The organism is Pseudomonas imrae, assembly GCF_046352735.2.
Lineage (GTDB): Bacteria > Pseudomonadota > Gammaproteobacteria > Pseudomonadales > Pseudomonadaceae > Aquipseudomonas > Aquipseudomonas imrae.
The window spans coordinates 1,089,097-1,104,204 of sequence record NZ_CP110853.2; the positions used below are offsets into that span (position 1 = coordinate 1,089,097).

At 60.1% G+C, this 15,108-nt stretch carries 11 protein-coding genes; 9 read left to right on the forward strand and 2 right to left on the reverse strand.

Annotated features, from left to right (window positions below):
• Nucleotides 1-5 precede the first annotated feature (5 nt).
• The 4 genes from OQ460_RS04855 to dacB all read left to right on the forward strand — a co-directional run bounded on the left by OQ460_RS04855 (nt 6) and on the right by dacB (nt 5,651).
• Nucleotides 6-581, forward strand: a complete 576-nt coding sequence (locus tag OQ460_RS04855) for an RNA polymerase sigma factor (protein WP_410020751.1) — start codon at nt 6-8, stop codon at nt 579-581.
• Entirely contained in the window at nt 578-1,567 is a 990-nt protein-coding gene (locus OQ460_RS04860) for a FecR family protein (RefSeq protein ID WP_410020752.1), read from the forward strand. The genes OQ460_RS04855 and OQ460_RS04860 overlap by 4 nt, the downstream gene beginning before the upstream one ends.
• A 120-nt stretch (nt 1,568-1,687) precedes the next feature.
• A complete protein-coding gene (locus OQ460_RS04865) occupies nt 1,688-4,120 on the forward strand; it encodes a TonB-dependent siderophore receptor (RefSeq protein ID WP_410020753.1) in 2,433 nt (810 codons plus the stop codon).
• A 70-nt stretch (nt 4,121-4,190) separates the two neighbouring features.
• Nucleotides 4,191-5,651, forward strand: coding sequence for a D-alanyl-D-alanine carboxypeptidase/D-alanyl-D-alanine endopeptidase (gene dacB, locus OQ460_RS04870; protein ID WP_410020754.1), 1,461 nt, complete (start codon nt 4,191-4,193; stop codon nt 5,649-5,651).
• A 91-nt stretch (nt 5,652-5,742) separates the two neighbouring features.
• On the opposite strand, the gene OQ460_RS04875 is transcribed toward dacB, so the two are convergent.
• Nucleotides 5,743-6,615: a helix-turn-helix domain-containing protein gene (locus OQ460_RS04875; RefSeq protein WP_410021926.1), complete on the reverse strand. Its 873-nt coding sequence runs from the start codon at nt 6,613-6,615 to the stop codon at nt 5,743-5,745.
• A 135-nt stretch (nt 6,616-6,750) separates the two neighbouring features.
• On the opposite strand from OQ460_RS04875, the gene OQ460_RS04880 reads away from it, so the two are divergent.
• Nucleotides 6,751-7,662, forward strand: coding sequence for a DMT family transporter (locus OQ460_RS04880; protein ID WP_410020755.1), 912 nt, complete (start codon nt 6,751-6,753; stop codon nt 7,660-7,662).
• Between the two features lie 57 nt (nt 7,663-7,719).
• On the opposite strand, the gene norR is transcribed toward OQ460_RS04880, so the two are convergent.
• On the reverse strand, nt 7,720-9,261 hold the full coding sequence (gene norR / locus OQ460_RS04885; protein WP_410020756.1) for a nitric oxide reductase transcriptional regulator NorR: 1,542 nt from the start codon (nt 9,259-9,261) through the stop codon (nt 7,720-7,722).
• A gap of 156 nt (nt 9,262-9,417) precedes the next feature.
• Between norR and hmpA the strand changes: the two genes are divergently transcribed.
• The 4 genes from hmpA (at nt 9,418) to cyoB (ending at nt 15,108) form a co-directional block, all read left to right on the forward strand.
• Nucleotides 9,418-10,599 carry an NO-inducible flavohemoprotein gene (gene hmpA / locus OQ460_RS04890; RefSeq protein ID WP_410020757.1) on the forward strand — a complete coding sequence of 394 codons (1,182 nt, stop codon included), beginning with the start codon at nt 9,418-9,420 and terminating at the stop codon, nt 10,597-10,599.
• Nucleotides 10,600-10,848: 249 nt separating this feature from the next.
• Nucleotides 10,849-11,355 carry a disulfide bond formation protein B gene (locus OQ460_RS04895; protein WP_410020758.1) on the forward strand — a complete coding sequence of 169 codons (507 nt, stop codon included), beginning with the start codon at nt 10,849-10,851 and terminating at the stop codon, nt 11,353-11,355.
• Between the two features lie 792 nt (nt 11,356-12,147).
• Nucleotides 12,148-13,086, forward strand: coding sequence for a ubiquinol oxidase subunit II (cyoA, locus tag OQ460_RS04900; RefSeq protein ID WP_410020759.1), 939 nt, complete (start codon nt 12,148-12,150; stop codon nt 13,084-13,086).
• A gap of 3 nt (nt 13,087-13,089) precedes the next feature.
• On the forward strand, nt 13,090-15,108 hold the full coding sequence (gene cyoB, locus OQ460_RS04905; protein WP_410020760.1) for a cytochrome o ubiquinol oxidase subunit I: 2,019 nt from the start codon (nt 13,090-13,092) through the stop codon (nt 15,106-15,108).

Genomic DNA, 15,108 nt, shown 5'->3' on the forward strand with positions numbered 1-15,108 from the left:
CGTCGATGATCATGACGCCTCCCGAATCCCCGGATCAGCACCGCGCCGAATCGCCGGGTGGGCGCGCGCATTTTCTGCAGGTGTTCCTGTCCCAGCGTTCGCAAATGGAGGCCTTGGTCAGCCGACGCGTGGGATGCCGGGCGACGGCGGCAGACCTGGTGCAGGACTTGTTTCTACGCTTCTGGCGCCGGCCGCTGGTACAGGTCGAAGAGCTCAGCACTTACCTGTTGCGCTGCGCCGCCAATATCGCCATTGATCACTTGCGCAGCGAAGGCGCGCGGGTGCGTGGCAATGAAGGCTGGTTGCCGCAGCACCAGGACCATCACGGTTCAGAACCCCAGGCTGCGCTGGAAGCCGGTAACGATTTGCGGCACGTGGAAGCGGCCTTGCGTAGCCTGCCGGAACGTACCCGGCAGATTTTTTTGCTCAACCGCATTCACGGGCGCAAATACGCTGAAATCGCCAAGGCCATGGGCCTGTCCCAAAGCGCCGTGGAAAAACATATGATGCGCGCCCTCGAAGCCTGCAAAGCCAGCCTTCATGAACCCAGTGCGCCACGTTCGCCAGGGAAAACACCGTGATCAGCACTGTCCGCGTCACTCCGACGCCCGATCAGGAACAGGCCGCCCTGGCCTGGCTCAGCCTGCTTCACGATCAGCCCAGCAGTGGCGACCAGGCCACGTTCAGTCGCTGGCTGCGCGCCGACCCGGCCCATGCCCAGGCCTACGCCCAGGCCCAGGTACTTTGGGAATTGAGCGAAGTACCGGCGAGCAAGCTTGCCGATGAAGACGCCTTGGCCTTGCAGGGATACCTGCAGGCCATGGACGCGGGGAAACGCTCCAGGGGGCGTCGCTGGTCTGGCGCATTGGCCATGGCCGCGTGCGTGTTGTTGATAATTGCCGTGGGCGCCGGCTGGCAGCCGCAGCGTTGGGTCGATGACCTGGGCGCTGATTACGTCACTGCGCCAGGGGAAGTCAAAACCGTTACTTTGGCGGATCGAAGCCAAGTCACCCTGGACGCCGACAGCGCGATTGCGGTGGATTTCAGCCACGGTGAACGACAGATCCAACTGCGTCGTGGAGCGGTTTTTTTCAACGTGACACGTACCGGTGAACCCTTTGTGGTGCAGGCCGACAGTGGCGAGGTGCGGGTGCTGGGTACGCAGTTCGAAGTGCGCCTGCAACCGGCAGGCGCGCAGGTGACGGTGCTGTCTGGCCGGGTCGGCGTCTCGCCATCCGCGCAGGCTGCTCAGCAAATTCTCACCGCTGGCCAGCAAGTGGCCTACGCCAATGGCAGTGCCGAGCAACCGCACGCGGTGGACAGCGAATCACGCCTGGCCTGGCGCGATGGCTGGCTCAACTATTACAAAACGCCGCTGGTGGACGTGATCGATGACCTGGGTCGTTACTATCCCGGCCGTATTCTGCTGCTCAATGATGAACTCGGCGCCCGCCGAGTCAGCGCCAGCTTCCCGAGCAAGGACCCGCAGGCGGTGCTCAATGCCCTGCAAGCGGTGCTTGGGTTTGAGCAGCACAGTTTGCTGGGCCGGGTGATTGTGCTGCGCTAGTGCATAGGTTAAATAAAATAATTTCAGGATTGTGATGAGGTAAACCTGCGGCCCATCCGTGTAGTGCTTGAAACTGCGATCAATTCGCATTAACAGCATTCTCCACACGGGTTCTCAAGCATGAAGTCCAGGGCGAAGTCAGCAGCAAGCGGTTCGGTTAAACAGTGGCTGGGTGCCTCTTTGCTGGCGATGTGTGCACAGGCGTTGCTGCCCTTGAGCGTGGCGCAGGCGCTCGATGCGCAGCAGCAAAGTGCGATGTTCAGCTTTGCGCTCCAGGCCAAGCCGTTGCCGCAGGCCTTGAGCGATTTCAGTCGTGTGACCGGTATCAGCGTGGTCTACACCGACGAGGCGCCCTACGGCCTCAATGCCCCTGCAGTAAGTGGGCGCATGAGTGCGGTCCAGGCGATGCAACGGTTGCTGGAAAACTCCGGCTTCACGTTCCGTCAGATCGATGGCCGCACCCTGGCCCTGGAGCCCGTACCCAGCGAGGGCGCGCTGAGTCTGGGCGCTATCACCATCAGTGGCGTCAACTTGCAGCAGGCCACGACCAGCTATCAGCCGCCGCCCACCAGTTCGGTGATGCGTTCCCAGGGCTTGCTGCTGGAGACGCCACAGACCGTCAATGTGGTGCCGGCCCAGGTGATGCGTGATCAACTGCCGCGTAACCTGGATGACGCCTTGAGCAATATCAGCGGTATCACCCAGTCCAATACCTTGGGCAGCACCCAGGACGCGGTGATGTTGCGCGGCTTTGGTGGCAACCGGAACGGTTCGGTCATGCGCGACGGCATGCCGGTGGTGCAGGGCCGGGCGCTGAACGAGACCGCCGAACGTGTCGAAGTGCTCAAGGGCCCGGCGTCGCTGCTGTACGGCATCCAGGACCCGGGCGGCGTGATCAACATCGTCAGCAAAAAGCCCGAGTTGACCCGATCCACTGCGCTCACTGCGCGCGCTTCGACCTTTGGCGACGGCAAGAATGGCAGTGGCGGCAACCTCGACACCACCGGCCCGATTGGCGATAGCGGCCTGGCCTATCGCTTGATCGTCGATCATGCAGACGAAGATTATTGGCGCAACTTCGGTACCTACCGTGAAAGCCTGATCGCACCGTCCCTGGCCTGGTACGGCGACAATACCCAGTTGCTCTTTGCCTACGAGCACCGCGAATTCCTCTCGCCGTTCGACCGTGGCACTGCCATCGATCCCAAGACCAATCACCCGCTGGACATCCCCGCCACGCGGCGCATGGACGAGCCTTTCAATAATATGGAAGGGCGTTCCGATCTGTACCGTTTCGAAGCCGATCACCAGTTGAACGACGCCTGGAAAGCCCACTTCGGCTACAGCTGGAACCGCGAAACCTACGACGCCAGCCAGGTCCGCGTGAGCAAGGTCAACGCCGACGGCACCCTGAACCGCAGCATGGACGGTACCCAGGGCGCCCTGACCACCGACCGTTTCACCACGGTCAGTCTTGAAGGCACGGTGGACGTGGCGGGCATGCGTCATGACCTGGTGCTGGGGGTGGATGACGAGTACCGCAAGATCTACCGTGCCGATCTGATCCGCCAGGCCAGCCGCAGCACCTTCAGCTACACCGATCCGGTCTACGGTCGTGAAGTGGCGGGCAGCACTGTGAGTGCGCCGGACAGTAACCAGACTGACCTGCTGCGCAGTGATTCCGTGTTCTTCCAGGACGCGATCCACCTCACCGACCAGTGGATCCTGGTGGGTGGCGCACGCTTCCAGATGTACGACCAATACGCCGGCAAGGGCCGTCCGTTCACCGCCAACACCGACAGCAATGGCCAGAAATGGGTGCCCCGCGCGGGCCTGGTGTATCGCTATACCGACCAATTGTCGTTCTACGGCAGCTACACCGAGTCATTCAAACCCAACTCCACCATCGCCCCGCTGGATAACAAGATGGTGATTGACGGCAGTATCGACCCTGAAGAGTCCAAGTCCTGGGAACTGGGGGCCAAGCTCGATCTGCCGGGGCGCATCACTGCCAGCGCGGCGTTGTTTGATATCCACAAGCGCAACGTGCTGGTGTCTGTCGGCGAAGGCGCGACCTCGGTCTACAGCGTGGCCGGCCAGGTACGTTCCCGTGGCTTGGAGGTGGACGTGAGCGGGCAGTTGACCGATCAGTGGAGCCTGATCGGCAGCTATGCCTATACCGATGCCGAGGTGACCGAAGACCCCGTCTATAAGGGTAAACGCCTGCAGAATGTGGCGAAAAATTCCGGCTCGGTGTCAGCGGTGTATGACTTCGGCACGATCCTGGGCGGCGACCAGCTGCGGATCGGCGCCGGTGCCCGTTACGTCGGCGAACGTGCCGGCGATGCCCTCGACAGTTTCGACTTGCCGGGCTACACCGTGGCCGATGCCTTCGCCACCTATGACACCAGAATCGAGGGGCAGAAGGTCAAGTTCCAGGTCAACGTGAAGAACCTCTTCGATCGTACCTACTACACCTCGGCCGTCAGTCGTCTGTTCGTGTCCATGGGCGATGCGCGACAAGTTTCGGTGTCGAGCACGCTGGAGTTTTAAAATGTGGCCGATGACGCTGGCGGTCTGAGCTGCTAGCGTTGGTTTTTTTGATGATTGCCAGGGAACATCGATGCGCTTGGGACAATGGATACACACCGGCGCAATGCTGGTGGGCTTGGGGCTGTTGCTGGGTGGTTGCGCCACATCTTCCAATACGTCTGAACAGGCGCTGGACCAACTGCTGGCGGACCCGGCCCTGGCGGGCGCCAGCGTGTCGCTGATGGTGCGCGATGTGCGCACTGGCAGCACGTTGTACCAGCACAACCCGCGCACTCGACTGATCCCGGCCTCCAGCCTGAAATTGCTGACCACCGCTGCGGCGATGGATGTGCTGGGGCCGCAGTATCGGTTTTCCACGCAACTGCTGAGCGATGGCGGCCGGCAAGGCGAGCGCCTGATGGGCAATCTGTACCTGCGCGGCCTGGGCGATCCGACCATTCAATGGGCGGATTACCAGGCGCTGGCGGCGAACCTGGCGGGGCAGGGCATCCGGCAGGTGCAGGGTGACCTGGTATTCGATGACACATGGTTCGACGCCGAGCGTCTGGGGCTCGACTGGGCGCATGACGACGAAGACAAATATTACGGCGCGCAGATTTCGGCGCTGACGGTGTCGCCCAATGCGGATTTTGATGCGGGCACCCTGACTGTCACGGCCAAGGCGCCTGCGGTGGTCGGCCAGCCGGTGAGCATCACGCTCAGCCCACCCACTGATTATGTGCAACTCAGCAACCTGGCGGTCAGCGGCATGGGTAACAGTTATGGGCTCAATCGCCAGCACGGCACGAATCTGTTGCGTCTGCGGGGCACGCTGGCGCCGGGTACGCAAAGTCGCCAATCGGTCAGCGTGTGGGAGCCGACGCAACTGGTGGCCAACCTGTTTGCACGGGCATTGGCCGAGCAGGGCATCGCGGTGCAGGGCAAGCGCGTGATTGACGGTACCAGCCCGGCGACGGCCCGTGTACTAGCGCAGCACCAATCGGCACCGTTGCAGGAACTGATTAGGCCATTGCTCAAGCTCTCCAACAACAGCATGGCCGAAGCGCTGCTCAAGGCCATGGGCCGCCAGCAGGCCAATGCCGGCACGGCGACCGCGGGCGTGACGGCGGTGGCGGATTTTTTGACGCGTCAGGGCCTGGACCCGACGACGTTGAGTCAAGTGGATGGTTCCGGGTTGTCGCGGCGCAATCTGTTGTCGGCTCAGAACTTCACCGATCTGCTGCTGGTGGTGAGCAAGCAGCCATGGTTTAACACCTGGTATGCCGCGCTTCCCGTGGCCGGCAACCCAAAACGCCTGGTTGGCGGCAGCCTGCGGTATCGGCTGCAGGAGACGTCGGCGCAAAACAACCTGCATGCCAAGACGGGATCGATGGGCGGGGTGTCTTCATTGACCGGCTATATCACCGATGCCGAGGGGCGGCGGTTGATGTTTTCGATGCTGACCAATAACTATGTGGTCGAAGGCGCTCGGATCAAAGCCCTGGAAGACCGGCTGGCAATCATCCTGAGTAGGAACGAGGGGGGCGCCTAGCCCTAGCCCTTGCTCGCGATAATCGTCAACGATAACGCGTGCTATATGGGTCAACGTGGTGCGCTCAGGTTTTTCGCGAGCGAGTTGAGGTTCAGAGGAACGCCTGCCGGTATTGTCCCGGCGTCGCGCCCAGTGCCTGGCGAAACCGGTTGGTAAAGTGGCTGGCGCTGGAGAACCCGCACGCCAAGGCAATCTCCCCCAGCGGCAATGAGCCTTCGCGCAGCATCGCCTGGGCGCGGGCCAGGCGGCGGGCCAGCAGATATTGATGGGGCGGCAAGCCAAAGCTTGTGCGAAACATCCGCGCAAAGTGGTACTCCGACAACGCACATAATCCGGCCAGTTGCCCCAGGCTGATGGGCTCGGCCAACTGCTGGTCGATAAACTCCATCAACTGTCGACGCTGGTGCGCTGCCAACCCGCCTTTCAATCGCAACCCTTCACGCAAGCCCACTTGGCTAAGTAAGGTGTGGCTGAGCATTTCAAAGGCCAGGCTGCTGGTCAGCAGGCGTTCGGCGGGTTCCTGCCAGTTCAGCCTGATCAGTTGATGAAAACGCCGGGCTTGCCGGGCGTCTTCAAGAAAGGTGCTTTCGTGCAGTTGCAACGCTCGGGGTTCGCGGTCGAGCAACGTGACGCAACCGAGGGCGAATTGCTCCGCGCTGAAATACACATGAGCCAGGCGAATCTCGCCGTTGATCACCCACTCCGATTGGTGCCCGGCGGGCAGGATGCACAGCTTGTCGGGGCCGCCCTTGGTGCCCGGCTGGTCACGGCGAAACGTGCCGGTGCCGCCGCCGATGTAGCAGGACAGCGTGTGATGGCTCGGCGCTTCATATGCCTGGGCGTCGTGATGGTTGCTCCACAAAGCTGCAGACAAGCCGTCCCCGAGCTCGGCGCTGAGCTCAAGGCGAGCATTGGGCGAGCGGTTCAGGGCTTGAAAGACTTGCAGGTTTTCCAGTGCTGGCATGTGGTTGTCTCCGACGTCTTGCATCCTACTCCCGGCAATCGACGCTGTGAGCCCATCCGCCGACAAAAGCGCAAGAATCTGCAAGTGGCAGGGTGAAGGCGGGGCCAGACTGTGGTTCAACAACCGGAGCGCGCCATGAACCTTTCCCTGTATTTACTCACCGTGCTGATCTGGGGCACCACCTGGATTGCCCTCAAGTGGCAACTGGGCGTGGTGGCGATTGAAGCATCCATTGTCTATCGCTTTGGCCTGGCGGCACTGGTTCTGTTTGTGCTGTTGTTGCTCAGTCGCAAATTGCAGGTGATGAACCGCCGCGGTCATTTGATCTGCCTGGCCCAGGGCTTGTGTCTGTTTTGCGTGAACTTCATGTGCTTTCTCACGGCCAGCCAGTGGATCCCCAGCGGCCTGGTGGCGGTGGTGTTTTCCACCGCGACGTTGTGGAACGCCTTGAACGCCAGGGTGTTCCTCGGCCAGAAAGTCGCGCGCAATGTGTTGCTGGGTGGCGCCCTCGGATTGCTTGGCCTGGGCTTGCTGTTCTGGCCCGAACTGGCCGGGCATGCCGCCAGCCCGCAAACATTGTTGGGGCTGGGATTGGCGCTGTTGGGGACTATGTGTTTTTCGGCGGGCAACATGCTGTCGAGTCTGCAACAGAAAGCCGGGCTCAAGCCCTTGACCACCAACGCCTGGGGTATGGCGTACGGCGCGGCGATGCTGGCGATGTATTGCGTGGTGCAGGGCATTCCTTTCGACATGGAGTGGAACGTTCGCTACGTCGGTTCGTTGTTGTATCTGGTGATTCCCGGTTCGGTGATCGGCTTTACTGCCTACCTGACCCTGGTCGGGCGCATGGGGCCGGAGCGTGCGGCGTATTGCACGGTATTGTTCCCGGTGGTGGCGCTGAACATTTCGGCTTGGGTCGAGGGCTATCAGTGGACCGCACCGGCGCTGGTCGGCCTGGTACTGGTGATGCTGGGCAATGTGCTGGTGTTTCGCAAAACTCGTGTCGTCGTGCCAGTGCATACGCTCTATAAGCCGAAGCAGATCTAATGTGGGAGCGAGCAAGCCCGCTCCCACACAAACTCGCGCCCCACATGTCGATCGGTGTTACTTGAGGCCCAGCCGCTTGGCCATCCGCCCCAGGTTGGCGCGGTCCAGGCCCAGTTCGCGGGCGGTGCTGGCCCAGTTGTGCTGGTGACGCTCCAGGCACGCGTGTATGACTTGCCGTTGATAGTTCTCGGTGGCGAGACGCAAGTCGCCGGTGACGGTCGGCGCTTCGGCTTGCTCCTCGAGCAAAGGCGCAGCTTCATTCGGCAGGTCCAGGTCCGTGGCACTCAGGCTGAGAATCTTCGGCCGTTCCCGGCAGTTGCCCAGCGCCTTCAAGGCGCTGCGGCCAATCAAGTGCTCCAGCTCACGCACATTGCCCGGCCAGGCATACGCCAACAATGCGGCCTGGGCATCGCTGGTCAGGCGCAGGCTGCCCAGGCCCATGCGTGAGCGGTTCTGTTCGAGGAAGAAGCCGGCCAGCAGCAGCACATCGCGCCCGCGTTCACGCAAGGCGGGGACTTTCAGCGGGTACACGCTCAAACGATGATAAAAGTCAGCGCGGTAGCGGCCGGTGCGCACTTCTTCGGCCAGGTCGCGGTTGGTGGCGGCGATCAGGCGCACATCCACCTGATGCTCCTTGTCCGAGCCCAGGCGCTGCAACTGGCCGCTCTGCAGCACGCGCAACAGCTTGGCCTGGACGCTCAGGGACAGTTCGCCCACTTCATCGAGAAACAGCGTGCCGCCGTTGGCCAGTTCGAACTTGCCGCGCCGCTCGTTCAACGCACCGGTAAAGGCTCCGCGCACATGGCCGAACAGTTCGCTTTCCACCAGGGTTTCCGGCAGCGCAGCGCAATTGAGGCTGATCAGCGGTTTTTCGGCGCGGGATGAGGCGGCGTGGATCGCCTGCGCCACCAGTTCCTTGCCGACCCCGGTTTCGCCGGTGATCAACACCGTCAGGTCGCTGCCGCCCACCAGTTTGATTTCCTCTACCAGGCGTTTGTGGGTCTTGCTCTGGCCGATCATTTCCTTGTGCTGCTGGCCGCTGGCCTGGCGATAGATCTCGGCGCGCTGGTGCTCGTCTTCGGCACGCAAGGCCAGGCGCTCAATGCGTTCAGCCACATTGACTGTGGCTGCCGCCAGGCTGGCAAAGGCTTGCAGGGCATCCAGTTCCACTCGCTCGAAACGCTCCGTGTCCAAGGCGTCGAGGGTCAGCAGGCCCCAGGGCTGGTCGTCGATAAACAGCGGGCAACCCATGCAGTCGTGTATCTCCAGGTGGCCGTGCAGGCCGGCGACCAAGCCGTCATAAGGATCGGGCAATGTGCTGTCGCTGTCGAACCGCGTCGGGCCGGCGCTGCCCAGCAGCACTTCGAAGCGTGGATGTTCGCTGATCTTGAAACGCCGCCCCAATGTGTCGGGGCTCAAGCCATCCACTGCCAACGGCACCAGCCATTCGCCGTCCAGCCGCAGGAGCGCAGCGGCGTCGCACGGTAACAGGGCGCGCATGGCTTGCAGCAGGCGCCGATAGCGCTCGCCTTCAGGCAGTTCGCGGGACAGGTCGGCGACCAGGGGTAGCAGGGTGGTAAGCAGCGAATGCGCAGTCATAATGACTCCTTGTAGTCTTTATGACTATATGGTGTAGGGGGTCATACTGACTACTTTAAAATCAATCTATTGATAAATAACGAATTATTCGTTGGCACGAATACTGATTACACAAAGGTAATTATTCAGAAGCCCTAAAAGCTCGGGAGTTTCCTCATGCTTAGCGTTCAAGACCGTGCCATCGTCAAGTCCACCGTGCCACTGCTGGAAAGCGGCGGTGAGGCCCTGATCACTCACTTCTACCGGATGATGTTGTCCGAATATCCCCAAGTGCGCCCGTTGTTCAACCAAGCGCATCAGGCCAGCGGCGACCAGCCCCGTGCGTTGGCCAACGGTGTGTTGATGTATGCGCGCCACATCGACCAGTTGGACCAGCTGGGTGATCTGGTGGCCAAGATCATCAACAAACACGTTGCGCTGCAAATCCTTCCGGAGCACTACCCGATTGTCGGAAATTGCCTGCTGCGGGCGATCTCCGAAGTGTTGGGCAGCGAAATTGCCACACCTCAAGTAATGAATGCCTGGGGTGCGGCCTATGGCCAACTGGCAGATATCCTGATCGGTGCGGAAGCTGCAATCTATGACGAAAAGGCCCAGACCGTGGGCGGATGGCGCGGGGCGCGGGCATTTACCCTGGTCAAGCGTGTAGAGGAGAGCAGTGAAATCACTTCGTTCTACTTTGCTCCTGTGGATAAAGGTCCGATCCTGGCCGCCGAGCCTGGCCAGTACATCGGCATGAAACTGCTGCTCGATGGCGAAGAGGTGCGCCGCAACTATTCATTGTCCGCGCGCACCGCTTCGGGTCAGTACCGTATCAGCGTCAAGCGCGAAGCGGGCGGCCGAGTGTCCAACTACCTGCATGATCAATTCCAGGTCGGTGCGAACATCGATCTGTTCCCGCCTGCGGGCGAGTTCACCCTGGCGGCCAGCGACAAACCACTGGTGTTGATCAGCGGCGGCGTGGGGATCACACCAACCCTGCCGATGCTGGAAGCGGCCCTGGCCACCGAGCGTGCGGTGCATTTCATTCACTGCGCGCGCAATGGCGGCGTGCATGCGTTCCGTGACTGGGTCGATGCCCTGGCCGAGCGCCATCCACAACTGCAACGCTTTTATTGCTATGCCGAGGACGACGGCATCAGCCCGGCGGCAGACAAAGTGGGAATGCTCACCCAGGACCAGTTGGCGACCTGGCTGCCCGAGCAGCGCGACGTGGATGCCTACTTCCTGGGACCAAAAGGCTTTATGAGTGCGGTCAAGCGCCACCTCAAGGCCCTCGGAGTGCCAGAGCAGCAGAGCCGCTACGAGTTCTTCGGCCCGGCTGCGGCGTTGGAATGAGTGGCTGAGCTCTAGAACCGCAACAGCCTCATCGCGAGCAAGTCCGCTCGCACATTTTGAATGTGTCCACAGATCAAAATGTGTGCGGGCTTGCTCGCGAAGGGGTCGGCATAGCCACAACATTTTTCACGATTAATCCCCCGTTAACACCCCCACCTCTAACCTTGCGACGCCTACTGCTAAATTTTCACTTCCTGTGTGTAAACTTGCGGGCATTGGCACACCATTATCAGGCAAAGGAAAACGGGGATGAGTGACGAAATGCGGTTGGGACGCGAGCGGCGGTTCCTGGTGTTGCTGGGCATTATCTGTCTGGCGCTGATCGGCGGGGCGCTTTATATGCAAGTGGTGCTGGGTGAGGCGCCATGCCCGCTGTGCATCCTGCAACGCTATGCCCTGCTGCTGATCGCGCTGTTTGCCTTTATCGGCGCCGCGATGCGTACCCAGCGCAGCGTCAGTGTCTTTGAAGGGCTGGTAGTACTCAGTGCGCTGGGCGGTGTCGCTGCCGCCGGGCACCATGTCTATACCCAGTTCTATCCGGCGATCAGCTGTGGCGTCGATGTATTGCAACCTATCGTCGATGACTTGCCCCTGGCGAAGATCTTCCCGCTGGGCTTCCAGGTCGACGGCTTCTGCAGCACACCGTACCCGCCGGTGCTTGGCCTGTCCCTGGCCCAATGGGCGTTGGTGGCGTTTGTGCTGACGGTGATCCTGGTGCCGCTGGGTATTTACCGTAACCGTAAAAACAACTCCTGAGCCACCGCCTGCGCCCCGGTCTTGCATGAGCAAGGCCGGGGCGTTTTTGTATGCGGGCATTTTGTGAAAGGACTGTGACGCTGGACAAGTTTGATGCGCGACAACGTGCGACACGTTGTCACACTGAGCCTGTCGCAGGACGTTTCCCACCTCGTGACCCACTGCTTAATCGACCACCGTTGCGCCGGTTATGCCTGTCAGTTTGTCGTCCGGCCGAAGCCGCATCCGGCGTGGTGTCCGCTCTCTTGAGGGATCTCTGTATGCCTTGTCTTTAGGGGGCTTGAATGGGTTTGAAGAAGGTCGAGGGGGAGGGTGGGGTGCGACAGAGTGGCAAATAACAGGGCATTTTTTGGGGTTTTTGTTGAGAATCAAACGCGATAGGATCCTGCACCTTTGCAACATTGGCGCAAGATTATTGCTGGATTCGATAAAAATTATTTCGTTATAAGTCATGGTTTATACATCGCCAGCTAACTACAATCGCCCGCACTGAGTGTCCGGTGCTGCTCAACCCTGAGCAAATAGGGCGGTCGAGAGGCGAAAAACCTGCTTCATGCGACCCCGGTGCCGGCAGCCTTTCAACTATCCGCACCAAATGGAATTGGTCTGTAACAAGGCCTTTGACCAACGAATTCGAATAAGAAACTACCGCCAGACCTGGACGTGTCAATCAGCGCATGAAGCGCCGGGCAGGCCCTTATTCAATCGAAGAGAAATGCCAACCCTTGGCAGGGTGAAGTGTTGGCGATCAAAACCCAACTGCATTGCGCAAGCTGCTTTAGAGGTCGTGAGATGAGTAAAAACAGGTACACCCGATTACTAGGCATAGTGCCGCTTTTCGGCATGCTATTGCTGGGAGGCTGCAACTGGACGTTGCTCGACCCTGTAGGGCAGGTCGGCGTGGAGCAACGTAACCTGATCATCACCGCCACTCTGCTGATGCTGTTGGTCGTGGTGCCGGTGATTGTGATGACCTTCGCGTTCGCCTGGAAATACCGCGCGTCCAACACCAAGGCGACCTATGCGCCGAAGTGGTCGCACTCCACCAAGATTGAAATCGCGGTGTGGCTGGTACCTGTACTTATCATCATCGCCCTGGGTTACATCACCTATAAGTCGACTCACGAGCTGGACCCTTACCGTCCGCTGGAATCCGACGTTCCACCTATCACTATCGAAGTGGTAGCACTGGACTGGAAGTGGCTGTTCATCTATCCCGAGCAAGGGATCGCCACCGTGAACAAGATCGTGTTCCCGGCCAACACCCCGATCAACTTCAAAGTGACCTCTGACGCGGTGATGAACTCGTTCTTCATCCCGGGCCTGGGTGGCCAGATCTACGCGATGGCCGGCATGCAGACCAAGCTGCACCTGATTGCCAACCAGAACGCCGAGCTCGACGGTATCTCCGCCAACTACAGTGGCGCGGGCTTTACCGGCATGAAATTCAAAGCAATCGCCACCACCCAGGAAGATTTCAACGCCTGGGTACAAGAAGCCAAGAGCTCACCAAAACAGCTTGAAAAAGCTGAATACGAAGCCCTTGCCAAGCCAAGCCAGAACAACCCTGTAGAGCTGTACTCCTCGTACACGCCGGACCTGTTTCAGAAAATCATCGATAAGTATGAAGGGATGAAACCAGGCAAGCCGGTCAAGCACGAGAAGAAAGAAGTGGCTGTTGTGGAAGGGACGGACGCAAATTCGCATTCAGCTGCCGGGGCAGAGGAGTAAACGATGTTTGGTAAATTAAGTTGGGAAGCGGTCCCGTTCCATGAGCCGATCGTGATGGTGACCATCGCCATGATCGCGCTGGGTGGTCTGGCGCTGTTTGCGGCAATCACCTACTTCAAGAAGTGGACCTATCTGTGGACCGAGTGGCTGACGTCGGTCGACCACAAGAAAATCGGCGTGATGTACATCATCGTCGCCATGATCATGCTGCTGCGCGGTTTTGCCGACGCAATCATGATGCGTACCCAGTTGGCCATGGCCACCGAGGGTTCGCCTGGCTACTTGCCGCCTGAACACTATGACCAGATCTTCACCGCCCACGGTGTGATCATGATCATCTTCATGGCGATGCCTTTCTTCACCGGCCTGATGAACCTGGCAGTGCCGCTGCAGATCGGTGCGCGTGACGTTGCGTTCCCGTTCCTCAACTCCCTGAGCTTCTGGCTGCTGGTTTCCGGTGTCGTGCTGATCAACCTGTCCCTGGGCGTCGGCGAATTCGCCAAGACCGGTTGGGTTGCCTATCCGCCGTTGTCGGGGCTGCAATACAGTCCGGGCGTGGGGATGGACTACTACATCTGGGCGCTACAGTTATCAGGGCTGGGTACGACGCTGACGGGGGTCAACTTCCTGGCCACCGTGCTGAAAATGCGTACCCCTGGCATGAAGCTGATGGACATGCCGATCTTCACCTGGACCTGCACTTGGGCCAACGTGCTGATCGTGGCTTCGTTCCCGATCCTGACCGCTACCCTGGCTTTGCTGACGCTTGACCGTTACATGGATTTCCACATTTTCACCAATGAACTTGGTGGCAATCCAATGATGTACGTGAACCTGTTCTGGGCATGGGGTCACCCTGAGGTGTACATCCTGATCCTGCCAGCGTTCGGTATCTTCTCCGAAGTGATCTCGACCTTCTCCGGCAAGCGCCTGTTTGGTCACCACTCGATGATCTACGCTTCCGGCGCGATCTCGGTACTGGGCTTCATGGTTTGGCTGCACCACTTCTTCACCATGGGTTCGGGGGCCAGCGTCAACGCCTTCTTCGGCCTGGCGACGATGCTGATTTCGATCCCCACGGGGGTAAAGCTGTTCAACTGGCTGTTCACCATCTACCACGGTCGCCTGCGTATCACCAGCCAGGTTCTGTGGACCCTGGGCTTCATGGTGACCTTCGCCATCGGCGGCATGACCGGCGTACTGCTGGCCATCCCGGGTGCTGACTTCGTACTGCACAACAGCTTGTTCGTGATCGCTCACTTCCACAACGTGATCATCGGTGGCGCGGTCTTCGGTTATATCGCTGGTTTCAGCTTCTACTTCCCGAAAGCGTTCGGCTTCAAGCTGCACGAAGGTTGGGGCAAGGCTGCATTCTGGTTCTGGATCAGCGGCTTCTTCGTCGCGTTCATGCCGCTCTACGCACTGGGCTTCATGGGCATGACCCGTCGTCTGAACGCCACCACCAACCCTGAGTGGGTGCCGTACCTGTACGTCGCCATGTTCGGTGCGGTGATGATCGCCGTCGGTATTGCCTGCCAGTTGATCCAGCTGTACGTCAGTATCCGCGACCGCAAGCTGAACGCCTGCGACTCCGGCGACCCATGGAATGCACACACCCTGGAATGGTCGACTTCGTCGCCACCACCGTTCTACAACTTCGCCGTACTGCCGAAAGCCGAGACGATCGACCCGTTCACCGAAGCCAAGGAAGACGGTACCGCGTACCAGAAGCCGGCTCGCTACACGCCGATCCACATGCCCAACAACACCGCGACCGGTGTGGTCATGGGGGCTCTGTTGACGGTATTCGGTTTCGCGATGATCTGGCACATCTGGTGGCTGGCGATCGCCAGCCTGGCTGGCACTGTGATCTATTTCGTGATCCACGCGGCTCGTGATGATCAAGGCTACATGGTGCCGGTCGACGTGATCGAACGCATCGAAGCCGAGCAGCACGCTCGCCTGGTAGCCGAGAAGAAAATCCCGGCCAACCGTGTTGAAACCTCGTTGGAACAGGCTTAA